Source organism: Nostoc sp. (genome assembly GCF_036917655.1).
In the GTDB taxonomy this organism is placed as follows: domain Bacteria; phylum Cyanobacteriota; class Cyanobacteriia; order Cyanobacteriales; family Nostocaceae; genus Nostoc.
Genome location: NZ_JBALCY010000074.1, coordinates 121823 through 145833, shown reverse-complemented (window position 1 = coordinate 145833; position 24011 = coordinate 121823). Strand labels below are relative to the sequence as shown.

Below are 24011 nucleotides of genomic sequence, written 5' to 3'. Positions count from 1 at the left end.
AATTCTAAACTATATGTAAAATTTAATACTAAAAGAGTAATAGCATAGCAAAATCATGCCATAAGCCCATAAGCATTGAACAAGAGCTATAATGCTGTCTCTGTTTTACTTTTGGGCGAGGGCAGGTTCTGAAACTTAGACTTAATTCTCCAAGTGAATAGAACAATAATATAGTGTCATTGAATACATCATTCTGTTAGTATAAGCTGAGAGAAAAAACATCACCTCTCATCTGCTGTTATCAGACAGATAACAGTAAAACAAATTTTTATATGACTGAAAATAGCTCTCTACTAAGCACTGGTAATTATTAGATGGTCAACCTACTATGTCAACCAAGTGCTACGCTACAGTTACCAAGATTGAGAGGCAACTATGACTGCCCTGATTCTGAACCTTAGCCCTACCATTGAACTAACAGATGAGCAGTTCTTCCAACTGTGTCAAAATAATCGAGATTTGAGACTTGAGCGCACGGCAGAGGGAGAATTAATTATCATGCCACCAACTGGATGGGAAAGCGGAAATCGAAATAGTAGACTGACACAGCGCTTAGGTAATTGGGCTGATGTCGATGGCACAGGTTTGGCTTTTGATTCTTCAACGGGTTTCAAGCTCCCCAATGGTGCAAATCGTTCTCCTGATGCATCCTGGGTCAGCCGGGAGCGATTAGAAGCCCTGAATCCAGACCCTGCAAAATTCCTACCACTCGCTCCCGATTTTGCGGTAGAATTGCGCTCTGCTTCAGATAGCTTAAAGACTGTGCAGCAAAAAATGCAGGAGTATATCGATAACGGTGTGCGTTTAGGCTGGCTGATTAACCCCCAGAACCAACAGGTGGAAATTTACCGCCCAGGACAGGAAGTAGAGGTTTTGCAATCGCCCACTAGCTTATCAGGCGAGGATGTATTGCCTGGATTTATACTGGATTTAGCACAGATTTTGAGTTAGGCGATCGCTCTTTCAAAATTCCAATTCTTGCGTCATTAAAAATGGTTTTTTACTGACTACGACCCAGTTGAAAGCTTTGGAGTGGTAGTATTTTTGGATGTTTGATAACATCTGCAAATTCCTCGCCGAAAATTTTTCCACCGACTTTGCTACCTGGCTGTTAGGAGAACCCATTTCCCTGACTGAGTTAAGTCCTTCTGAACTCTCGCTAGAACCTATTCGAGCCGATGCGCTAATTTTACTAGAATCAGCAGAGATAGTGCTTCACCTAGAGTTTCAGACTCAACCCGATGCTAATATCCCATTTCGCATGATTGACTATCGCTTGCGAGTGTATCGCCGCTTTCCCCAAAAGCAGATGCGTCAAGTGGTGATCTATCTCAAAGAAACAAGCTCAGAACTCGTGCAACAAAATACTTTTACCATTGCTGGTACTCGCCACGAGTTTGAGGTGCTTCGACTGTGGGAACAGCCGACAGAAGTATTTTTGCACTATCCAGGTTTATTTCCATTTGCGGTGTTGGGTAGGACAGATGATCGTGCAAGTACATTACAGCAAGTAGCACAGGAAATTATCAGGATTCCTGACCAACGGTTGCAGAATAATGTCGCAGCTGCCACAGCAATTCTAGCTGGTCTAGTATTAGAGAAAGGGTTAATTCAAAGAGTATTACGGAGAGACAATATGCGCGAATCTGTAATTTATCAAGAGATTGAGGCTGAAGCTCAGGCAAAAGGTATAGCACAAGGTATAGCACAAGGTAGAGCCGAAGGCTTACAAGAGGGGATTCGGCAGGTTGCAGTGAATCTGCTCAAAAGCCAAATGCCTTTGGAGCAAGTGGCAAAATTGACTGGGTTATTAATTGAAGATGTGCAATTGTTGCAAACAGAGTTAGAAGGTGAGTCAACATAATTCGTAATTATTAGCCTGTAGATTAATCCGAGTGACTCTGAATAAAAACGAGAGCGATCGCTTGTTACTCACACCTCTTATCAAAAGGCGTAGGCGTAGCCCGTCGTAGAGATCGCTCAATTTCACTTGCTTCAGAATATGGGCAAGCTGCAACTATAACTTGATAAAAATTTACAGACAAGAACAAAAAATTAATATTGACTTAATATTAAAAACACTGTCTGCAATAACCCTATAACCAAACCCAAAACACCACCTAAAGTCACAATCGCTTGCAATTCATTTTTGACAATTCCCTCAATTGCAGCTTCTAAATCAGCCGGTGAAGTTGATTTCACACGGTCAACTATCACTTCATCTATCGACAAAATCGGAATCGCCTGCGTCACAATTACTTCTAAATCTTTTTCTAAATACTTATCAAAAATTAGAGCCAACTCTTGACTCATGACTTCTAAAGAAGTACTTACAACAGGTGAAGTACTAAGACGATTCAGCAGCACTCCAGCAATATTTTCCCAATCAACAGAATCAGTTAATCCTTGTAAAAAATCGCTGCCACTGTTTTGCAGGTAATGGCGGACACTTTCGCGGGTGGTCTTTCGCAGTTGACGCACCGTACCCATTGGCAAGTTTTGTAATGATAAATTTTGCAGTAATTTCCTAATGCGATCGCGCATTTGCAAATCTTGAGTCAATTCCAGCAAGCGAGTATTGGTAGCCTCCTTCTCATCCAAGCAAAAAGTCCGTAACCGTGTAAGAGTATTACGTAAGCCAAACAAATTTGCTACTACCCAATAAGTCCCACTGGTTTTTTCGCGGAAGCCTTCATCGATAATTTGAATCGTGCGATCGGTCAAAAAATCAACTATCGCTTGGCGGAGCAGATCCGGCGGTAAAACTACTTGCAACAACCAATCAGCAAGCCGCGTAGCTTGTTCTTCACTCAGTTGAAATTCCAGCAATATCTGGTCAAAAATTTGATTTATCTGCGCTTCCAAAAAATCTTCACGTCGTGCCAAAACCTTAAGTAAACGTGGCAAGGATTCCCCTAGTAGATCCCGCAAAATTCCCGCTACAATTTTGGCACTTTTCTGGTTTTGATCTGTTTTAATTTGTTCAATCGCCAATCGCAACAACCAGAGAATTGCTGCTTGCACGCGTTCTGTTTGCAACAAACGCCGCGCCAGATTTTGTAATTCTTCTGGCGTTAGCAGTGACCCCATGATTGTATTGGAAATGTTCTTAGCCAGACGTTCCTGGTTGCGGGGAATCAATCCAGGGGTGAAGGGTACTCTTCGTCCAGCAATGTAAATTGCTCGGTAAGGACGGAACAACATTTTGATGGCTATATCATTTGTGAAATAGCCAATAATTCCACCCAGTACCGGGGGAGACACATAAAGCCAAAGATGAGACCAGTCCACAGGGTTTTGGATTTTGGATTTTGGATTTTGGATTCTAGATTAGAAATTAGGGATTGGGGATTGGTAATTGGCGGTTATTAGTTATGAGTTATTTTTCCACTAACTACTAACGATTTTCCATTAGCCATTACCTATTCCGCAGTCCCCAATCCAAAATCCCAAATCTAAAATCTAAAATTTGCTGACTACCAGCACTCCCATCATACCGTTCGCGATGGGGTAGTGTGTGGCAACAGCAAAACCAACTTGACGCGCTAACTCTATTTGCTCCTTCCCGATGGGAAAACGGTCTAAGCTGGGACTGATGTAAGCATATTCTTCTTTTAAACCTAAATAATTGGCAACCGGCACCACGAAACCGTCCAGATACCACTGCTGAAAGGTACGTAGCTGAAGATTACTCGGTCGATGAAAGTCTAAAATTGCGGCTTTAGCACCCGGCTTTAAAACACGGTATAACTCTTGAAGACTGCGAGGAATATCTTTAACATTTCTTAAACCATAGCCCATTGTTGCGGCATCAAATTGGTTGTCGTTAAAGGGTAAATTAAGTACATCGGCTTCTACCCAGGTAATAGCAGGTTGAGGGTAGTGCCTTCGGGAACGTTCTTTAGCAGTTTCTAGCAGGTTTGGGGAAAAATCCACTCCGTACACCTGTCCTGTTGCTCCTACACGCCGTGCCAAACGAAAGGCTAAATCACCACTACCGCAACACAAATCTAGTGCAGTATCACCCGATTTAGCTGCACTCCATTTAACTGCCATTTCCTTCCAGATTCGATGCTGTCCCAGACTTAACCAGTCGTTCAACTGGTCATAAACTGGAGCAATACGGTTAAAAATGGACTGAATTTCGTTAGTCATTGGGTATGGGGCATTGGGCATTGGGCACTTGTACTGAGCGAACGCGAGTGCGTCTCGTAGAGAAGCCGTAAAGCCTGCGGCATAGCTTCGCTTAAGGCGCAGCCTCTCCAAGAGTTGTATTGGGCATTGGTTTTTGACAAATGACCAATGACTAATGACAACTACAAAATGGTTAGATGGGAGCGACTACTACTAGTAAGAGCGATCGCCACCAGTTGCGCTAATAAATTAATTAGCATTAATTCATCTTCCCGCAAAATGCAGGGTTGTTTCCACTGTAGCGACAATACGCCCAAAAGTTGATTGCGGTAGCTAATCGGTATAACTAAATGTGCTTGCACACCCGTATTTTGGTAGTGAATAGCATCAACTAATTTAGTGTCTTTAAGTACATTTAAGGAAACTTGCACTTGCCCGGTGGCGATCGCTTCTGTTGTTAGTGGGTCAAGAGATAGCCAATTCTCTATTGTACCTGTATCGCTGTAAGTTCCTTGAGTCGCAACCAGAGTATTTCCATCTGTAAGTTGTAATATACAGCCTTCTGCTCCAAAAGTCTCACTCACAGCCCTAGCAATTGGAGCGAGAGTTTCCTCTAAGCTAGAAGCTGCTTGAGTTACCTGTACCAAAACACTCAGCAGCGCCATTTGAGCATGAGCACGGCGTAATTCTTCTGTACGTTGCTTGAGCAAGTCGTAGGTTTCTGCTGCTCTTTGCACCACTGCCTTCAGTTCGCCTGGGTCCCAAGGCTTGGTAATATATTTGTAGACTTGCCCCGCATTAATCGCCTCTACCAAGTCTTCAATATCAGTAAATCCGGTGAGAATTATTCTTACTGTATCGGGAAACTGAGGTACAGTCTTGCTGAGAAACTCAGTTCCTTTCATTTCTGGCATCCGTTGATCGGAGATAATCACCGCTACCTCTCCTTCTGCTGCCAAAACTTGTAGGGCGTTCACCCCACTATCAGCTTTCAGAACATTAAAGTCGCGTCGAAAGGTGCGATAAAGCAGATCGAGATTATCTGGCTCATCGTCAACTACCAGGATTTTGAGCTTTTTTGGTCGTTCTAGAGTCATGACTTGATATTGGAGTTTATCAATTTCGAGACTGGGCTTATCCATAAGATATTTCCTTTAAATATTCATTATCTTGTTATATTCCATACCAAGCTCAGTTGACGAATAGCTCAATTTATCAAGGGTTTTTACGGACTTAATTGTATTGTCATGTTTAAATACGGCAACTATGAGGGCTACAGAGGATATTTGCCTGCTCAAACATCTGAATATGAGAAAAAATTGCACTAGAAAAACCAACTAAATCAGCGTAAATATGGCGATTTTCATCATAGATGAGGTAAGTTAGCCTCCTTTGGATGCAACGCGCAGTAGGGGCGCACATCTGTCATCCGTGTCAATTTAAGCTAAAACTCCTTTAAAACCTCGTTTCCAGTGCAGAGGCTGGAAATGCTCCTCATTGTGGCTCTGCTGCAAGTCTTGAGGCGGCAGCCCCCCATTAGGCATTCCTAGTCAGAGACTGGGAACAAGACAACAAAATTAAAGTCGAGATAAGTTTCTCCAGATGAACTCAAGGCAGTAGGTCTGGGTAGTTCATAGATTAGAATAAGACTTGCTCATGAGGTGTTAATCAACCTCTCAAGTTGAAGCTCGCACTCCGATTATGACTGATCTACCACCCAACGCTCAGAATCCCGAAGAAAATGCTACCAACGATGTAGCACAAGAGTTACTGCGAAGGCTGAGGCAAAAACAAGGCAACTGGGTGGAATGGGGAACAGCGATCGCCTCGTTGCTAAAAACCGGTTACAACCCCCAAGAAATTTTTGAGGCGACTGGATTTGAGCCGATTCAACAAAATCAGGTGGTTGTTGGTTCCCAAGTTTACAATTCTTTGGAAAACTCTGGAGTTTCGGAAGAAACGCGATCGCACTATGCCACACGCGGCAGTGATGTTTTATACGAACTGCGTTTGCTCACCCAAGAAGAACGCGCCGCCGCAGCCGAACTGATCTTCGTCCACAAAATCGACGCTGATGAGGTGAAGGAAGTAGCAAAAGCAATTAAAGAGTTCTCCTATTACCGGACTTTGCCAGAAGGGTTTTCTGGCCATCCTGGGGATGCTGTTGCTCACCAAGTTTGGAAACTGGCACGCCAAAATACAGATTTACAACAGCGATCGCGCCTGATTGCCAAAGGTTTACGCTTTGCTCACACGCCAGCAGCCAGGAAACAAATCGAACAGCTACTGACTGATTTTACTACCGTTCCCCAGCGTCCGGCTCCAATTTTACCCTTTTACCGCCTGGAATTTGAAGAACAATTACCCCGAATCTTGCCGGTGGTAGGCGAGTTGCCATTGTCACGGCAAGACTTGCAAGCTGTGCCGATAGTCACAGAAATTGAACCATTTCGCCTAGTCAAGTTTTCTGGAGAGCAAGCTTGGGTGCCATTACCAGGTTGGCAAGTGCTGTTGGCGGCAGAAGATCCAGTAGTGATTTTAGCGAATAGCGATCGCTTCCCCATCCAAACCCAAAGCCAAATAGGGCCCGTTGTAGTTGTGGTAGATCGGGCCAAACGAGAATGGGATGTCTCCAGCTATTTTGTCGTTGAAAATGGTGGTGAATTAGAGTTTCAATGGTTTGAAACTGAGCCAGAAATTCCTCTATTAGGACAAATTATTATCATTGTGCGTCCTAAGAAAATTCTGGATGAAGAATTAACTAAGGATTCCTGGCAGATTGACGAATAATTAAACTTTGGATTTTGGATTTTGGATTGAAGAATAATTCAGAATTCAGAATCCAGGAATCAGTAATGTTGACACTCTCTACAAGACACTGCGCGTAGCAAGAGCCAATAGGGTTCAAAGAAGATATCAAACTCTTCAAAAGGCGATCGCATTCTTGATTACCTTTTCCTCTAAGAATTATTATTTACAGCAGCAATTGCAAAATGTTTAGAAAGTTTTCTAAATCAAGCAGTACCTAATAAATTTCGAGTCTACTTTGCTGATAATACATCACCAAAAACTGCACAAGAAGATTGGAAGCCTATTATTGAAACCACGATTATTTTTTGCGGTGAATTGCTGACTGCTGTATAAAAGTTCAATAATAATCAAGAGGTAAATCAGGCAATCAACAATTTTAAAACCTTTGTTGATTTCGCCAAAAAATCATCAAATATTAATCCATTTGAATCATTTGCAAGCGTTATTAAAATTCGTGCCTAATTAAAAAAATGTGGTATTTTTATCTTTATCGTTTATTTATTATTGTGGTTAATTGGCACTAATAAAGATATCAAATTAGGATAATGTAATCTACCATTATAGATATAAAAAATGTGTGTAATCTCGATATCAGCAACGCTGATTGCCTAGAGAAAAATTGCTGAATTCTGAATTATGGCTGAGAGAATTCTTCTTCAAAATATAAAATTTGATATGTCAGACTTTAAATTTACTGCTCCTGTTATTCAAGAATTACTAGACTCAGAATTGTCTGAGCGATCGCCTATTCTTTCTCTGCAAGACAAGATTCTCGCAATCCGCAACAGTCTCCGCCCTGGACAACAGCAAATGGCTGACTGGCAATCTGGCCCCCTAGCTATTTCTGCCGTTCCTGGCGCAGGCAAATCTACTGGGATGGCGGCGGCGGCGGCGATCGCGATCGCACGTCAATATGAACGTTCATCTTCGCGCCGTCACTTGGTAGTTGTCACCTTCACTCGCTCAGCTGCTGCCAACATTAAAGCGAAGATCCGCAAAGACTTAAAGAAATTATCTCTACCTCAGACTGGTTTTTTTGTCTATACCCTACATGGTCTAGCGTTGAATATTGCCAGTCGCCATCCTGATTTATCGGGTTTGCAGTTAGAAAATGTCACATTAATTACACCAACTCAAAGTCATCGCTTTATCCGAACAGCCGTAGAGCAATGGATTGCGAATAATCCCGGAATATATTTGCGGTTATTAGAAGGTCATCAATTTGACGGAGAAGAGACAGAAAGGTTGCGTCGCCAATCGGTGCTACGAACAGAAGTATTACCGGAATTGGCTAATACGGTAATTCATGAAGCAAAAAGTTCTGGGATATCGCCAGAAAAATTACGGGAGTGGAGTAAACAAACCACAGACGAATATGCAATTTTGAGCGTAGCGGCGGGATTGTATGAGCAATATCAAAACTTAATGCGATCGCGTGATTTCATCGACTACGACGATATGATTTTAGCCGCACTGCGCGTTTTAAAAAACGACAGTGCCCGTCGCATTGAGCAAAATCAAGTTTTCGCCGTCTTTGAAGACGAAGCCCAAGATTCTAGCCCCCTTCAGACGCAGCTGTTAGAAATTTTGGCAAGTGATGGGGACAAGGGGGATAACTCCTCACAGACGCGATTAATCGCGTCTCTACTCCCCACTCCTGTACAGACGCGATTAATCGCGTCTCTAAATCTAGTGCGCGTTGGCGACCCCAACCAGGCGATTAACTCCACCTTCACCCCAGCCGATCCGATTTATTTTCGGCAATTTTGCGAAGAGTGCGATCGCATCAAACGATTAGCAACGATGGATCAAGCTGGACGCAGTACTAGAATTATCATTGAAGCTGCTAACTTTGCCCTCAAATGGATCAATAATCAGTGGTTAGCAACAACCAACAACAAACAGCAGACTCCTGACAACCGACAAGTACCATTTCGCTTGCAGACAATTCGCCCTGTTGAAGCTGGTGATCCACAAACTAACGCCAACCCAGCACCAGTAGGACAAGGACTGGAACTTTATACCCCGCGTGATATTCATCACACCGTTGAATTGTTATCTCAAAGAGTGATTGAGTTATTTGGCGAAGATCCAACACAAACTAGTGCAGCGATTTTAGTGCGAGAAAATCGCCAAGGACGATGGTTAGCAGAGGCTCTGACATTTGTGTGCAAAGAGCATAATATTATACTTTACGATGTGGGAGAACGCGATCGCCGTTCTCATGTTCCCCAAGAAATTTTAGCATTACTGCAATTTTGCGATCGCCCCCACTCCCCCGATTACCTCAAAGCTGCACTAGAAGCATTAGTACAGCGCCAATTAATTCCTACCCAAGACCTCAATGCCCTTGCTAGTCTCCCAGAAGAATTTTTGTATCCTGGCCCCCTAGCAGCACCCCAGCCAGAAACAGTCCAAAAAGCCGCTCGCTTGTGTCGCAGCTTACTTCGCGCTCGCTTGGAATTGCCCCTATACCAGCTAATTTCCTTTCTCGCCTTGACCTTAAATTACGACCAGGCAGAATTGGCAACTGCTGACAAACTCGCAGAACGGGTAAACCAGCAGATAGCCGGTAATAGTTCGATGGGGGGAATGCTGTCAGCTTTAAGTGAAATCGTCAGTTCCGAACGGTTTGAACCAGTGGAAACCGAGGATTCGGAAGAACGTTACACTCGTCGTGGTCAACTGACCATTATTACCATGCACAAAGCCAAAGGGCTGGATTGGGACTATGTGTTTCTTCCCTTTCTCCATGAAAACTTGATTCCTGGGAGATTTTGGGTTCCTCCCCAAAGCCAGTTCTTAGGGGATTTTACTTTATCAGAAGTAGCCCGCGCCCAAATTCGTGCTGCTCTCCACGGAGAATCTACCATACCAGATGTTACACAAGCATGGGAACAAGCAAAGCACTTGAAAATATCTGAGGAATACCGTTTACTCTACGTTGCGATGACACGAGCAAAGCGTCTGGTGTGGATGTCAGCAGCGCAGAAAGCCCCCTTTACTTGGAGTAAGCCGGACAATTTACAAGAACAAGCGCCTTGTCCGGTTTTTCCAGCATTAAAGCGTCAGTTTCCTGAATGTGTGGCGAATTTAGCAGTAATGACCAAACAAGCGTGAGCAAAACTCTTAAGAAATTGAATGGAATCCACAGTTACTAGTACAACACGGCGTAAATTTAGTTACCATCTCAATTAACAAGATTTGGGGCTTAACAAGGGCTTAAGCCCCTTGTTAAAGGTAGGCAAACTTTCGCCACAGTTATTAGCGATCAGATTGTCCCAGAATATTTGTAGGAAATAAGCTATCTAAAGTGAAATTTGCCATTTTAAAATTGATGTTATAGATTGGTGCTCAGGTTTTAATCAGAAATTTATTTACCAATGGAAACCCAACAGTTCAGTTCAACGACACAAGAAAATAGACCCAGCAAGACGAGAAAACAGTCTTTTCCTGGCATGAATATTGGTACTCCTAAAGTACCATTCTGCAAATACAAAAAAACAGTACAACAGCATGAGTTACTCAGTGACTGGGAACACGCGAGTTAATTTAGTGACATACTCCTACACAAACTTCTAGTATGTGTAGGCTTCTGTGTGACTCCCGGTATTCGGTCGGATATTAACTGAGGAACCATTGTAAATTAGGGGTGCAATGGTTTCTTTCGGTTTATTGGCATGAGCCAACAATCTGAGTATTTCCCTTCATGCAGTTCATGCGCGGGCAATAGCTTTACCTTCACAAAACCACATTTCTCATAGCAGTAGATAGCGCGAGGATTATCAACGTGCGGGTCGATGACAATTTTATCAGCTTGCCGCTGTTCAAAAAGATAGTTGATAACTGCTGACAGCATTTTTATACCAATTCCCTTGTTCCAATAGTTGGTTTCGCCTATAAACAAGTCAATCGCATAGACATGATGAGTTGGGTCGAGATGATACAATTGTCTATCGGTTTGGGATAAGTCATTGAGTGCACAATACTGCAAATAACCAATAGGAATATTTTGATAGTAGAACAGACACGCAACAATCGATTCATCTCCCCTAATTAGAGGTTTGGATGTTTCTATGATTCTTTCTAAAGGAAAAGGATTATCTCTTCCTTCATAAAATTCAAAAACTTGTGCATCAGTTAACCCTTTTGCCATCAACTCATAATCATACATTTCATCTTGCATTAGACGAATAGCTATTTCGCCTTTTTGAATCAGCATATCTTGTGTATTTATATTTTCTATAGCAATAATTTAAATACTAAATATAGCTTGTTCAAAATATCTATGCTCTGGCATTAGTTGTGAAAAAGGGAAGGAAAATTCTATCTCTGTTTCGTGAGAATGAAATTCCCCTTTTAAATCAGCGATGCAACGATATTAATAGTCATAGCTAAAATGGTGGTATTGAAAAAGAAGGATAATATGCTATGTAACAGAGTCAGGCGCCTCATATTGGGTGATGTCGTCTCCACATCTGAAACTTGACTAGTCATGCCAACGACAAAAGAATAATATAAAAATTCCCAATAGTCTGGACAGTCGTTATGAGGAAAATCTAACCCTCTGGTGATTTCTTCACTATTATTACGATTAATGTATTTGTAATAGCTGTGTGCATATTGCACTGCAAACATCGTATGCACCAGTAGCCAGGAACCGACAATGGTCATAATTGAAAGTATGACATGTAGCTTAAGCAGAATTGGTGACAACCCTTTTTTATCAGTTAGTAAAAACACAATCGCTAAAACACTAGCACAAGCCGCAGCTATCACCAGCATGAATATAGCCAAATGTCCTTCATATTCACTCTCAGCATAACGGCGAATTTTTTCTGGGGTAGCCTTAATCATTTTCCACCACGTTACGGCTAAGAAAAAGTCTATACCGGAGTTCCAAGCGCAGAGAATGCGAGTGGGTAAGTGCAGCCAAGGCGGAAGGATTACTGAAACTAATACAGCGAGTCCGACAGCAATAATGAGTCGGGGTCGGGAGTCAAAGTTTTTAAATAAATTAAGTCTCACAAATATTTTGCACCAAGTGATGGCAATTATAAATTGTATAGTACACTGTGGCGGAAGTTTGTGTACCTTTAACAAGTTGCTCTGAGCAACTTGTCTTGTTAATTGAGGTGGTAGGTGGATTTGAGCCAAGCTGTACTAGGATGAATTCACGGTGGTGTTTGAGAAGTCCATAAAAGCTTTTACACCGTGGATTCTACCTTAAAACTGATGTGAATATCAGTTGTCAGAGCAATACCTTCGCTAAAAGTTATCTTAAATAAAAAACGCAAATATACGCATGTCCACGCAAATTTTCAGCAGCCTACTTTTAAACCTGAGTGAGGTGACGCGATCGCGCGTGATAAATTAATGTAAACAGTGCAATGTCTATGATGGACTAAGTAAGTGGGCGCTAATATTTCAAACTACGTTAAGAAATTTAAATGTAGGGTGTATTATCGCCAAGCGCCGCACCGTCAATAATTGAAGATTCACCATATAGTTGACTGAGGCTGTAAGATTGACAGGGATGATTCAAGAACTTGATAGGGTTATTCTGACTAATATAGTGATGCTTGTATCTGATCTCATTTGTTTCCGAGGAATTCATCAACTGTAATTCCTGCCTGTCGAATCAAACTTCTAAGTAAACCAGGTGCTAATTCCGGATGATTGGGAATTGATAAAGTTGGTTTTGATTCACACCAAAGTATCATGTGGCTTCCCGTTTGGTGATCTAATACATAACCAAACTTTTCAAAAATCTTGATAGCTTCCTTACCAGAGATATTTGATAAACGTCCCATTTATACTACAACTTCTCCGATAAACACTTGCGATTCCTTAACAATATAAGGTTTGCCATGTTTAGCTTGGACATGGAGATATCCCGTAATGGCATCTTTAATATTTTCAATTGCCTCATCTAGTGTTTTACCTTGACTCACGCAGCCTGGAAGCTCAGGAACCTCAGCAACATAGCCTTCATATTCTGAATCAAAAGTAAAAATTACTTGAAATTTCATAATAAATTAATCTTGTATAGTCGAGGTCTAGAATAAATATAACCTTCAAATCTTAAGTTTATTATTTCATATCCACTGAAACGGAGAGAAGAATGATTCAAGAACTTGATAGAGTTATTCTGACTAGCGATCTGCCAGAATATAGTTTATAAGAAGGTGATATAGGTACAGTCGTTTTAGTACATCAGGGTGGCAAAGGATATGAGGTTGAATTTGTCACATTGGATGGTGAGACTGTGGCAATTGTTTCACTTCACAGCATACAAGTGCGTCCCATTGGTAGAAGAGAAATTGCGCGATCGCGCCTGATAAATTAATGCAATAATTGCAATCTATTCACTCTCAGACAATAGGGCATAGGCGTAGACAGCCGTAGGCATCCCTTTTCGCAACACCTCACCATGATTTCCATTAATATCTTGTGTCACATTGTTTATGGATATGAGGGGAATGCAAACGTAAATCAAACAAATGGATTGAGAATTATTACTTTGTTATCTATTAACTGATTGTGTTGCATATCTTCAGAGTAAATTATAGAACATTTACCTAGTAAAGCTGTAGCTATAATTAGACTATCCCAATAAGAGTAGTTATATTGTGCATTAATTTCCAATGCTTGTATAACTTGTGTTGTGCTAATAGCTTGAACAGGAAACGTGTTGACTATATCTGATATAATTGCGATCGCATCTATTTTTGATGTAATTTTTTTCTAGTTAAAACATGAAATAATTCACCCAAAACTTGAGTGCTAATTAAAAGCAATGATGAATTATTTTTAATAATTTCTGCAACTTGCTGGTATTTTTCAGGTGGGTTTTTGGCGTAGAGATAAATCCAGAGATTGGTATCGAGAAAAATATTATTGCTCATATATTTCTTCTCGATTAAATTTATAATCTGGAGGAAGTAGGAAAGAGTAGTTATTGACTTGGGCTAAAAAATGCTCAATCTTTAGACTTTTTTCTTGACCATGATTTTCTGATTCTGGTTGAGCATAACGCTTTTTGAGTAACTGAATAAAATCAAGTAGTAGGATTTGAGCTTCTTCTGGTAAAGTATCAATATCTCTATACATTTCTTCAAATTTTATCAGCATAATTAACTTCTAGATTGAGGAAAATTTTCGGCATTACCCTATTATAGACGAATTTTAAACTTGGGTTAGGTGACGCGATCGCGCCTGATAAATTAATGTAAACAATGGGATGTATACTTCCTAAATTTATCCTCTTGAGTGCCTAACAATTGAAGTCACGGCGAAAGGTATACAGCCAAATAATGCTTTAAAGTTTAAAATATATTTAGTTTACGCGAGACGCTAGAGAAAATGAACATTGAAGAAATTATTATAGACAAGGTAAGAATATTACCTCCTGATAAGCAACAAGAGGCGTTAGATTTTGTAGAATTTTTACTTGCAAAAATGCAAAAGCAAGAGTTATCTTCTCAAGATAAAAATTTAGGGGTTTCAGCTTTGACTCTGGCTCAAGAATACATTGGTTGTGTGGAAGCATCAACTGATTTGTCTACTAATAAAGATTATATGAATGGTTCTGATTTGTGATGAGATAATGTGTATTGCTTACCTATAGACTGTGGTAAATATGTATTATTTTGTTGGAATTATACAAAAATTTTTAGTGGATGATTGATGTGTGTTGTTTGATTTAACAAATGCTCATGCTTTAGCTTCTGCATCTCTTCTTTAAGAGTTTTTTGAACTATTTTGACGATTAAAGCTTCCAAATCTGCTATTGTGAGATTACTTAGAAGCTGGTCTGATGTAGGTTGGAAGTTTTGCATAGAAAATATTTCTGCATCCTGATGTATTAGTGTGAGTGATGATTCTTTCTCTACTTCAGAGTAATTTAATGATTCACTTGTAATCATATATTTAGTTATTCTGGGATTTTTTTTATTCCAATTTGACACAATTTCAAAGTAACCTGCGGCATCTTCTAAACAATACTCAAACATATTTAATAAAATATCTATCCAGCCGGTTTTTCGTAAAAATACTTTTTTGGGATTCTGACGAAAATAACTACCGCCAATCTTTTTATTTACTTTAATTTCAAGTTGTTCAAACAAACCATTTAATCCTTTATAGCCATATTCTTGCGAGTAATCTCTAAAATCAAATAGTTTTATTTCATTAATATTTGGGTATATTGATAGAGCTTTAAATCTGTTTCTCAACGTTTTTAGATCACTATGTTTTATCTCGAAGCCGATAAAAGTTTTGTTTTTCAGCCTAGAAATATCTTGCATTATTTCCTTAACAAGTTGCTCTTCCTCAACTTCAAACTCTAAAAATTTAACTTTGATATATTGCTGATTAGTTGTTTTGAGAAGCCGAGTAATGGTGTATCCATATATTCTTTGTACTGCTTTTCCCTGTACCTGTAAATAATCCGGCCAAAATTCTAAGTCAAGAAAAACCAAATCATAGATAGAACCATTATAAAAATTATTTACAAATTGCCCATCAATCTTGACTTCTATCTTATACATAAAATACTTTGGAGATTATTTATATTAAAAATATACAAAAAAATAATTATAATAAGAAGCGCATATACACGCATTAAAATACCAATTTATCGGCATCTATCTGCGTACATCTGCGGTTAAAAGTTGAGATTTTCCTAATTATTAAATACTAATCTTAATGCACTAAAACGATCGCACCTTTCCTCAATCCTCCACAGTCAATCCATTAAACGCCATATTTTCCATAATAAAATGTATCGCGCTTTGTCCTGGCTTGTAAATAAATCAAGTTTTGAACTCGTAAACTAACTTTTGTGACTTGTAAAGCAGCTTTTGCAACTCGTAAACTAACTTTTGTGACTTGTAAAGCAGCTTTTGCAACTCGTAAACTAACTTTTGTTAACGGATTTCAGCAAATTTACCCCCATTGTTTCTGTCTGCTAAGTTCTCTTAAATAAAAAAACGCAAATATACGCATTGCAACGCAATCTTTCAGCGTTTGTATACGTATAAATGCGATTAAAGTAGAAACAATTTTACCTTTAATGCACTAATGCGATCGCACGTTTCGTCAATGCTTCAGCAGTCAATCCATTAAATGCCATCAACTCGCCAGCACTAGCTGTAGTCTCCCCACGCTTCCAAGCGAAAGTATCGCGCTTCGCTGTACTCCTTAACAAAACTGGTTCTAGCATCGCCGCCGCGCCACCAGTCACAGCAATTAGCGCATCACCATCAAATAATTCGGCAAATTTCGCATCATCTAAGAAACCGCCTTCGGCTTGGGAACAAGTTTCCCACGCAGTATCATGGCTACGGTACAATTGCCGAGGATTGATCACAGAAACTATCTTCGCACCAATACCTTCAGTTTCCAAGAAAGCCGCAGCTTCAAATACTGGTATTAATGTTAAATCGCCAATTACAGCAAATACAACTTGCTTATCACCAGCGACTTCATGTAATAGCACCGCACCATCACGCAACCCTTGACGAGTTTGTTCTAAAGTTGTGCGAATTGGCAACGGCGATTTACTTGCAGTAATCACAATTCCCTTATTCTTAGTTTTCAATGCCCAATCATAACAGGCTTGAATACTATTAGCATCAGGCGGAAATAATGGGAAAACATTTCCATTTCGCATCAACGAAGCAAAGTAAGCTTCAATTTCTGGACGTTGGTGAGTCCAACCATTGCGCCCTTGCTCTAATGCGCCTGCTGTGAATAAAGTAATAGTCGAGGGAGTTTGACGACGCAATTCTGCCATTGCTTGGGTTACAGTTTGCCAAATTGGTAATCCGTTGATGGCAAAAGATTCGTAAGAACACCACAAAGTTCTCGCACCCATTAACGCCAAACCCGCAGCCAAACCGGCACAAGCATCTTCACTCAATGGTTCATAAACTTGTCCATTTGGTGCTTGGTAATATAAATCGTCGGTTGTGGGGTGGATAATCTTTAATGCTTGGTTGATGTTGGCAATTCCTGATGCTTCGTTACCATCGGCGTTGGTGACAAGGAAATTCTGATCTTTCTTTCCAACTATTCCTACTAATCGTCCCATCGCTGTTGTGGAAACTTTCGGTTCACCACCTACCGCATATTCTTCTAAAGGTAATTCGCCTAATTCTGGTAATGAGAATTCAAATTCTGTCACTACAGTTTTCGCCGCAGGGCCACCGCCAGCACGTTCTGCATTTGTCCTGACTAATTGCCAAGCTTCCGCAGACAAAGCACGGGTTTGCAATGCACTAACAATATGAGGTGCATTCAGCGTATCTTTAGGATAAAGGTTGTGAGATTTTGCACCCCGCGCGTGGACTCCTGCACCTTTAAGTTGTTTAATAATGAAGACGGTAAGTTTTCCGCCCAGTGCCGATCGCGCTGCTTTATCTACACCGGAAAGTACTGCTTGAGTGAATGCTAGCCGTTTCTGGAAGGAAAAGGCAGTGCTATCAACGTAATCCCCTGGTTGGTTTTGATCGTCGAAATCTTTGGCATCAACTAACACGACTTCATCAAAACCGTTACCTTGCCAATATGCTTGCATCTGTTCATTGGTTTTCAGGGAAACCATACTGTGATGTTCTTGGCTGTAACCGTTCCACACCAGTATCGGTAAGAAGTTGGTGACAGCAGGATAAGCAGTATGGAAATGCGCGATCGCACTTACAATATATGGTTCACCCAATCCACCATCACCAACTGTAAAAGGGAACAACTTATCTTTGTGTAACAATGCAGCCGCCATTGCAAAGTGTTGCCCTTGTCCCAAAGGCCCCGCAGGTGCGAGAATACCGGGAATGAAACCAGAAAGATGTCCTAAGAGTCCATGCTTTTCTCGGAAGCGATCGCGCAATTGTTGGACTGTAAAAATTCCCATATCCTCTAGCGATCGATCCAAGAACATGGCACTATAAAATCCAGGGGCGTGGTGTCCGACTTCAGTGATAATGTTCTTGTATCCCAGCATGACAAGAGATGCGTAAGCTTCTGCTTGGCTGGCGAATCCGCCGGGATGCCCAGAAGCTTTACTAGCGGTAACTTGTAAAATTAGGTAGCGGAGGGCATCGGCAGCTAGTAAAGTTTGATATACAGCATTCGGTTCTGTGGGATCTGCGATCGCTATTTTGCCCGACTCAATAGCAGGTGTTGCACCATAAGTTTCAAAATCTGGTAACGCTTCACCAAAATATTGAATACCTTTAGAAAAATCAGGAAGCGCTGAAGATGCCTTTGGGGAGATTGCAGTCATGCTGAGTACCTTATAACGATTAGATGAAACTATCTGACAATTCAGGTCATCTGAAAAACCTCACTTCTATTTCTCTCTCTAAAAGGAGAGAGACTTCAAATTTTCCCCCTTCCCGACACTGGAAGGGGGTTAGGGGGTTAGGTTTTTCGTGGGTTTTTCCATACAACGTGAAAAGTCAAATGAAACTGTAGATGCTCGTTGAATTTAACAAAAATTTTACATCTTTCAGGTTGTAACAGTTTATTGCTTTTTTGCAACGTTAGAATAAGAACTTTAAATGGTTACGCAACCAAAATTTCAGTTAGTTTAAGGAGCAAAAAAATTTATGAAACTCCCAAATGGCCCGCAAACTCCAGCCCTTTTACTGATGCTGCGCTGGATTACCACCCCCATGTCATTTATGGAGGCTTGTACCAAAAGCTATGGCGAGATTTTTACTCTCAGATTAAACAAAAATCTTCCTCCTTTGGTGATTGTCAGCAATCCCCAAGCGCAACAGCAAATTTTGACAAATGATACCAAGGAATTAGAAGCGCCTGGTGATTTGAATCAGGTGTTTGAACCTTTGCTAGGCAAGCATTCTGTGATTAGCATTAGCGGTGCAGAACACCAGCGTCAACGCCAGTTGTTAATGCCTCCCTTTCACGGCGAAAGAATGCGGAATTATAGCGAAGTGATTACCGATGTCACCCAAAAAGTCATTAGCCAATACCAGATAGGCAAACCCTTTAATATTCGGTCTGCTACCCAAGCCATTACCCTGCGGGTGATTATGCAAGCTGTGTTTGGGCTACATGAAGGGCCTCGCGCCGAAAAACTACAGAACTTTTTGCGCGATCTTTTAGAAAAAACTAGTTCTCGGTTAAGTGTGGCTTTGCTTTATTTTCCAGCTTTGCAAAGGGATTTTGGCCCGATTAACTTCTGGGGAAAACAGATGCGTCTTCAGCAAGAAGCTGACCAACTCATCTATGAGGAAATTCAGGAACGTCGAGAACAAGGAGATTCATCAGGCACGGATATTCTTAGCTTACTCATGGCTGCTAGGGATGAAGCCGGTCAACCCATGACTGATGAAGAGTTGCGCGATGAATTGATGACTCTGTTAATTGCTGGTCATGAAACCACAGCGACAGCTTTAGCATGGGCATTTTACTGGATTCACAAAATACCATCAGTGCGCCAAAAGCTACTGCAAGAATTAGATAGCTTGGGCGATAACCCAGACCCCAGCACGGTTTTCAAATTACCTTATCTCAATGCTGTTTGCTCCGAAACATTGCGGATTTACCCAGTAGCTATGCTAACTTTTCCAAGGGTAGTAAGAACACCGATAACGTTAGGCGGTTACGAACTAGAGCCGGGTACAGTCCTACTTGGTTCTATTTATTTAACCCACCAACGGGAAGATATTTACCCACAACCTAAGCAGTTTAAGCCAGAACGCTTTTTAGAACGCCAATTTTCTGCCTATGAATATTTGCCCTTTGGTGGTGGTGCAAGGCGTTGTATTGGTCTAGCATTTGCCCAGTTGGAAATGAAGCTAGCACTTGCCAAAATCCTTTCCAGCATTGAATTAGAACTAGTTGACAATGGTGAAGTGCGACCTAAACGCCGTGGTTTGGTGACAGGGCCAGATCGTCCTATTCAGATGGTTGTCACGAGTAAACGTCAGGTGAAGTCTCCCATCCTACAGACAACCACTATTTAATGTTACGAGAGTTGATGGTTGCGTTCAGCAAATTTTCAACTCCCATCTATAACGTTTCTCAGTTGAGTCCAATCGAAAACTAACCCCCAACCCAATACGGTTCGGTTAAGATACCCCCGACTGCGCCGACCCCCTTAAAAAGGGGGTAAAAGAGGTTTAAAAGCCCCCCTTTTTAAGTGGAGCGACTGGCGTGGGTTGGGGGGATCTTCGAGGAATAAATACGTTAACCGAACCGTATTGACCCTATATATATTTAGATAGATTTTCAAAGTAATTCTTAATTAATTAAAAGGGTTTGTAATCAGTAATTAACGATCGCAGTCCTGTTGACAAATTACGAATTAGTTCAATCCTCCAACTTACATATACCCCAATATAGATTCACTCTTCAGAACTAGCCTTTACAGTAAAGAGTAAGAGGACATTTATGAGATTACTAATTCATGCCTGATGAGCATCGGTTGGAAGAAAAATTTCTATCCCAGGAAGCTGAAAGGAGAATATCCGAAAAGCTAGATGAAGCAGAAAAAATAGAAATAGATGTACAAACCGATCTGTTGAAAATAGTTCAGGGACAGGCGGATGGTGTTTCGGTTGCTGGCCAAGGATTAGTGATCAAAGAAGACATTCGCGTACAGGAAATAAAACTGCAAACAGATAGTATTGCCATCAATCCTTTCAGCGCTATTTTTGGTCAAATAGAACTCAATGAGCCAGTAAATGCGATCGCTCGGATTATACTTACAGAAGTAGATATTAACCGCGCCTTGGCATCAGACTTTGTTCGCAGCCGAATGCAAAACTTTGATTTGGATGTAGATGGCGAGATTGTGAGTTTTGAGGCGGAAGAAATTCAGGTATTTTTACCTGCTGATGGCAAAATAGAATGTAGGGGAAGAGTGCTGTTAAAGGAAATGGGAAATACTCGCCTTTTAGCTTACACTGCGATCGGGCGTCCGCGCACTCATTCAAAACCCGCGATGCTGGAGAGTTTTAACTGTACTGAGGGAGGCGGGATTTCAATAGAATTAATTACAGCGTTCATGCAGAAAGCCAAAGAATTGATGAATATGCCATATTTAAAATGGGAAGATATGGCGTTCAATATTAAAGAGATAAAAGTAGAAAAGGGGAGTTTAATACTTCTGGTAGAAACTCAACTGAAGCAAATACCATCATCACTAACTGAACTATCTCCTTAGTAGGATTGACACCAGTTAAAGATAATTTTTGTAACTCAGGAGTGATGTAAATTTATTAAAAGTTTAATAAGCTTTTGAAAGCTACTTAATTTCAAAATAATAACTATGCAAGAGTATGATGTTGTGCTGATCGGTGCTGGGCACAATGGGCTAGTTTGTGCAGCTTATTTGCTGAAAGCTGGTTATAGTGTCCTTTTATTGGAAAAGCGTTCTGTTCCAGGTGGTGCAGCAACAACTGAAGAATGTTTACCCCAAGAAGCTCCTGGGTTTAAATTCAATTTATGTGCTATTGACCATGAATTTATTCACTTGGGGCCAGTTGTTGAAGAATTAGAATTAGAAAAATACGGCTTGCATTATCTAGAGTGCGATCCGGTTGTTTTCTGTCCTCATCCTGATGGCAAGTATTTCTTAGGGCATAAGTCGGTGGAAAAGACTTGTGCAGAAATTGCTCGTTACAGTGAACGTGATGCCAAAAAATACGCGGAATTTGTAGACTTTTGGCAGAGGGCATTGGGTGCAATGATTCCGATGTTTAATGCACCGCCCAAGTCAATTATAGATATCCTTGGTAACTACGACATCACCAAACTGAAAGATTTATTTTCGGTTATTGGTTCTCCAAACAAAACGCTGGACTTTATTCGCACCATGTTAACCAGCGCCGAGGATTTACTTAACGAGTGGTTTGATGAAGAATTTTTGAAAGCGCCACTAGCCAGACTAGCAGCAGAACTTGGTGCGCCGCCATCACAAAAAACCCTTGCCATTGGGGCAATTATGATGGCAATGCGTCACAATCCGGGAATGGCCAGACCTCGCGGCGGAACTGGCGCACTTGTGCAAGCTTTGGTGAATTTAGTCACAAGTAAAGGTGGGGTTATTCTCACAGATCAGCATGTTGAAAAAGTTTTAATTGATGATGGAAAAGCGGTGGGTGTGCGAGTTGCTGGTGGTAAAGAATATCGCGCTAAACATGGGGTTATTTCTAATATTGATGCCAAGCGGTTATTCTTACAAATGACTGATAAAAGCGATGTTAATGCAGCCGATCCAGATTTATGGGAAAGGTTAGAACGCCGCATCGTTAACAACAATGAAACCATCCTCAAGATAGACTTGGCTTTAGATGAACCACTGCGCTTTCCATACCACGCCCACAAAGACGAATATCTCGTTGGTTCTATCTTAATTGCCGATTCTGTAGCTCATGTAGAACAGGCTCATAGTAAATGTACCTTGGGAGAGATTCCTGATGCTGACCCATCAATGTATTTGGTGATGCCTAGTTATTTAGACCCCACATTAGCACCCCCAGGTAAGCACACCGTATGGATTGAGTTTTTTGCCCCTTATCAAATTGCTGGTGCAGAAGGCACTGGTTTAAAAGGTACTGGTTGGACAGATGAATTGAAAAACAAAGTTGCAGATAGGGTAGTTGATAAGTTGGCAGACTATGCACCAAATGTCAAGAATGCAACTATCGCCCGTCGTGTAGAAAGTCCAGCAGAACTAGGAGAAAGATTAGGTGCATACAAAGGTAATTATTACCATATTGACATGACTTTAGATCAGATGATATTTTTCCGTCCCTTGCCAGAAATAGCGAACTACAAAACGCCAATTGATAATCTATTTTTGACTGGTGCAGGAACTCATCCAGGCGGTTCGATTTCGGGAATGCCGGGACGCAATTGTGCCCGCGCATTTTTGCAGGCAAAACATCCTATTAGCCAAACTTTAAAGGATGCACGCGATTCGATTAAGTCAACTGTAGAGTCAGTCTTTGGAATTAGTTAAGCATTGCAAAGATAGAGCCTATTATTATCGCCAAGGCATAACATTTATTAAAATTTTTGCAAAAGTCTATTAAATGTATGCCTTCACGCGATATTTACCACAATCATGTTAAAAGCTACTCTAGCTATGGAATGAACGGTGCTACTAGTGTAAAAGTGGCATCGTTTAAAAACAAACTATTAGTGCTGTACGGGTCAATATATAGCTCGAAGTTTTTGTGGCGTATATAGTAAGTAGGAAAATTATATGACCTAAAAGAAACATTTGTTAAACTTGCTAAACCTGGTTCTATACAAAATGTTGCATCATTTCTGAACAGATCAGTATTGTCATTAATAGCTAATCTAATTCTAAAATTCTGATGTCTTAAGTAGTATCCTGGAAAATTGGAGGATTCAAATGAAACACAGTTAGAAGATGCTAATCCCGACCTTACTCTAAATCTGGCATCTGCTCTGTCTAGAGAACTTGAAATAGAGCTAATTTCGCCAAGAAAATTGCGATGACGAATATAGAAGTTAGGAATATTAAATGTTTGTATTGAAACAGTTGGTTCAGCAGGAGTTGATTGTGCAGCCGCAGGATTAATTGACGTAGAATTAGGAAGCACCGAGAGGATTAGTGCTAGTGCAAAGAAGCTTTTTTTCATGGTTACAATCCTTTAGATACAATTTGCAACAATGCTCTTATTTGCAATTGAGTCTTAGTATCAAGTACCCCTTTGCGTAAAATCGTAACGTTTCTAAACGCAGAGAAGCGCCAAGTAAACGCGAAGTTACGCAGACTTTTACATAATTTAATTCGCTACGAATTAATAAAATATTATACTTACTTCTAGATAATTCTGAGAATCAGTTATAAATCTTTATATAGCCCATCTAGATATATAGCTGGATTTCCGCCGTGCTGTACTAGTGCGATCGCACCCTTGTTAATGAACAGAGAAATTACCAAACCCGTGCGCTCGCAAGATATACAGCAACACAAATAATCGTTTTATGATTTAGATAATCTCTAAGCAATTGCTTTATGTGTATTTAATATGATAATGTAACATACGCATGATTTG

22 protein-coding genes are annotated in these 24011 nt (G+C 40.7%); 9 read left to right on the top strand and 13 right to left on the bottom strand.

Features of this window, described 5'->3' with window-relative positions; genetic code table 11:
• The first annotated feature begins 375 nt into the window (after positions 1 to 375).
• Both V7K30_RS27700 and V7K30_RS27695 read left to right on the top strand, forming a co-directional pair.
• A complete protein-coding gene (locus V7K30_RS27700; protein WP_335004843.1) occupies positions 376 to 951 on the top strand; it encodes a Uma2 family endonuclease in 576 nt (191 codons plus the stop codon).
• Between the two features lie 97 nt (positions 952 to 1048).
• Positions 1049 to 1864: an Rpn family recombination-promoting nuclease/putative transposase gene (locus V7K30_RS27695; protein WP_335004841.1), complete on the top strand. Its 816-nt coding sequence runs from the start codon at positions 1049 to 1051 to the stop codon at positions 1862 to 1864.
• Positions 1865 to 2055: 191 nt separating this feature from the next.
• Here V7K30_RS27695 and V7K30_RS27690 read toward each other — a convergent pair whose 3' ends face one another.
• The 3 genes from V7K30_RS27690 to V7K30_RS27680 form a co-directional block, all read right to left on the bottom strand.
• The gene (locus V7K30_RS27690; RefSeq protein WP_335004839.1) at positions 2056 to 3291 is read right to left on the bottom strand and encodes a DUF445 domain-containing protein; all 1236 of its coding nucleotides are present in this window, start codon (positions 3289 to 3291) and stop codon (positions 2056 to 2058) included.
• Positions 3292 to 3462: 171 nt separating this feature from the next.
• On the bottom strand, positions 3463 to 4155 hold the full coding sequence (ubiE, locus tag V7K30_RS27685; protein ID WP_335004837.1) for a bifunctional demethylmenaquinone methyltransferase/2-methoxy-6-polyprenyl-1,4-benzoquinol methylase UbiE: 693 nt from the start codon (positions 4153 to 4155) through the stop codon (positions 3463 to 3465).
• Between the two features lie 161 nt (positions 4156 to 4316).
• Positions 4317 to 5276, bottom strand: a complete 960-nt coding sequence (locus V7K30_RS27680) for a response regulator (protein ID WP_335004835.1) — start codon at positions 5274 to 5276, stop codon at positions 4317 to 4319.
• A 559-nt stretch (positions 5277 to 5835) separates the two neighbouring features.
• Between V7K30_RS27680 and V7K30_RS27675 the strand changes: the two genes are divergently transcribed.
• Both V7K30_RS27675 and V7K30_RS27670 read left to right on the top strand, forming a co-directional pair.
• On the top strand, positions 5836 to 6924 hold the full coding sequence (locus tag V7K30_RS27675; protein WP_335004833.1) for a RuBisCO accumulation factor 1: 1089 nt from the start codon (positions 5836 to 5838) through the stop codon (positions 6922 to 6924).
• Positions 6925 to 7620: 696 nt separating this feature from the next.
• Positions 7621 to 10065, top strand: coding sequence for an ATP-dependent helicase (locus V7K30_RS27670; protein ID WP_335004831.1), 2445 nt, complete (start codon positions 7621 to 7623; stop codon positions 10063 to 10065).
• 526 nt (positions 10066 to 10591) lie between these two features.
• On the opposite strand, the gene V7K30_RS27665 is transcribed toward V7K30_RS27670, so the two are convergent.
• From V7K30_RS27665 to V7K30_RS27650, 4 genes are all read right to left on the bottom strand, one after another.
• Positions 10592 to 11167, bottom strand: a complete 576-nt coding sequence (locus V7K30_RS27665) for a GNAT family N-acetyltransferase (RefSeq protein WP_335004829.1) — start codon at positions 11165 to 11167, stop codon at positions 10592 to 10594.
• A gap of 137 nt (positions 11168 to 11304) precedes the next feature.
• Positions 11305 to 11973: a DUF1345 domain-containing protein gene (locus V7K30_RS27660; RefSeq protein WP_335004827.1), complete on the bottom strand. Its 669-nt coding sequence runs from the start codon at positions 11971 to 11973 to the stop codon at positions 11305 to 11307.
• Positions 11974 to 12539: 566 nt separating this feature from the next.
• Positions 12540 to 12758 carry a type II toxin-antitoxin system HicA family toxin gene (locus tag V7K30_RS27655; RefSeq protein WP_335004825.1) on the bottom strand — a complete coding sequence of 73 codons (219 nt, stop codon included), beginning with the start codon at positions 12756 to 12758 and terminating at the stop codon, positions 12540 to 12542.
• The gene (locus tag V7K30_RS27650; protein WP_335004823.1) at positions 12759 to 12977 is read right to left on the bottom strand and encodes a type II toxin-antitoxin system HicB family antitoxin; all 219 of its coding nucleotides are present in this window, start codon (positions 12975 to 12977) and stop codon (positions 12759 to 12761) included.
• Positions 12978 to 13138: 161 nt separating this feature from the next.
• Between V7K30_RS27650 and V7K30_RS34415 the strand changes: the two genes are divergently transcribed.
• Positions 13139 to 13294 (top strand): DUF4926 domain-containing protein, encoded by a 156-nt coding sequence (locus tag V7K30_RS34415; RefSeq protein ID WP_442941116.1) that lies wholly within the window; start codon positions 13139 to 13141, stop codon positions 13292 to 13294.
• Positions 13295 to 13440: 146 nt separating this feature from the next.
• Here the strand turns inward: V7K30_RS34415 and V7K30_RS34410 are convergent, their stop codons facing one another.
• The 3 genes from V7K30_RS34410 to V7K30_RS27640 are packed head-to-tail and all read right to left on the bottom strand — an operon-like array spanning position 13441 to position 14079.
• Positions 13441 to 13647, bottom strand: coding sequence for a PIN domain-containing protein (locus tag V7K30_RS34410; protein WP_442941115.1), 207 nt, complete (start codon positions 13645 to 13647; stop codon positions 13441 to 13443).
• A 23-nt stretch (positions 13648 to 13670) separates the two neighbouring features.
• Positions 13671 to 13853: a PIN domain-containing protein gene (locus V7K30_RS27645; RefSeq protein WP_335004821.1), complete on the bottom strand. Its 183-nt coding sequence runs from the start codon at positions 13851 to 13853 to the stop codon at positions 13671 to 13673.
• Positions 13843 to 14079: a hypothetical protein gene (locus V7K30_RS27640; protein ID WP_335004819.1), complete on the bottom strand. Its 237-nt coding sequence runs from the start codon at positions 14077 to 14079 to the stop codon at positions 13843 to 13845. Before V7K30_RS27640 ends, V7K30_RS27645 begins: the two co-directional genes overlap by 11 nt.
• A 231-nt stretch (positions 14080 to 14310) precedes the next feature.
• Between V7K30_RS27640 and V7K30_RS27635 the strand changes: the two genes are divergently transcribed.
• A complete protein-coding gene (locus V7K30_RS27635; RefSeq protein ID WP_335004817.1) occupies positions 14311 to 14547 on the top strand; it encodes a DUF2281 domain-containing protein in 237 nt (78 codons plus the stop codon).
• 59 nt (positions 14548 to 14606) lie between these two features.
• Here V7K30_RS27635 and V7K30_RS27630 read toward each other — a convergent pair whose 3' ends face one another.
• Together V7K30_RS27630 and V7K30_RS27625 are read right to left on the bottom strand one after the other, a co-directional pair.
• The gene (locus tag V7K30_RS27630; protein ID WP_335004815.1) at positions 14607 to 15497 is read right to left on the bottom strand and encodes a hypothetical protein; all 891 of its coding nucleotides are present in this window, start codon (positions 15495 to 15497) and stop codon (positions 14607 to 14609) included.
• A 521-nt stretch (positions 15498 to 16018) separates the two neighbouring features.
• Positions 16019 to 18232 carry a phosphoketolase gene (locus V7K30_RS27625; RefSeq protein WP_335004813.1) on the bottom strand — a complete coding sequence of 738 codons (2214 nt, stop codon included), beginning with the start codon at positions 18230 to 18232 and terminating at the stop codon, positions 16019 to 16021.
• Positions 18233 to 18557: 325 nt separating this feature from the next.
• Between V7K30_RS27625 and V7K30_RS27620 the strand changes: the two genes are divergently transcribed.
• The 3 genes from V7K30_RS27620 (at position 18558) to crtO (ending at position 22942) form a co-directional block, all read left to right on the top strand.
• Positions 18558 to 19940, top strand: coding sequence for a cytochrome P450 (locus tag V7K30_RS27620; protein ID WP_335004811.1), 1383 nt, complete (start codon positions 18558 to 18560; stop codon positions 19938 to 19940).
• A gap of 443 nt (positions 19941 to 20383) precedes the next feature.
• Positions 20384 to 21142: an LmeA family phospholipid-binding protein gene (locus V7K30_RS27615; RefSeq protein WP_335004809.1), complete on the top strand. Its 759-nt coding sequence runs from the start codon at positions 20384 to 20386 to the stop codon at positions 21140 to 21142.
• A 105-nt stretch (positions 21143 to 21247) separates the two neighbouring features.
• Positions 21248 to 22942 carry a beta-carotene ketolase CrtO gene (crtO, locus tag V7K30_RS27610; protein ID WP_335004807.1) on the top strand — a complete coding sequence of 565 codons (1695 nt, stop codon included), beginning with the start codon at positions 21248 to 21250 and terminating at the stop codon, positions 22940 to 22942.
• 124 nt (positions 22943 to 23066) lie between these two features.
• Here crtO and V7K30_RS27605 read toward each other — a convergent pair whose 3' ends face one another.
• Positions 23067 to 23591, bottom strand: a complete 525-nt coding sequence (locus V7K30_RS27605; RefSeq protein ID WP_335004805.1) for an AbfB domain-containing protein — start codon at positions 23589 to 23591, stop codon at positions 23067 to 23069.
• Positions 23592 to 24011 lie beyond the last annotated feature (420 nt).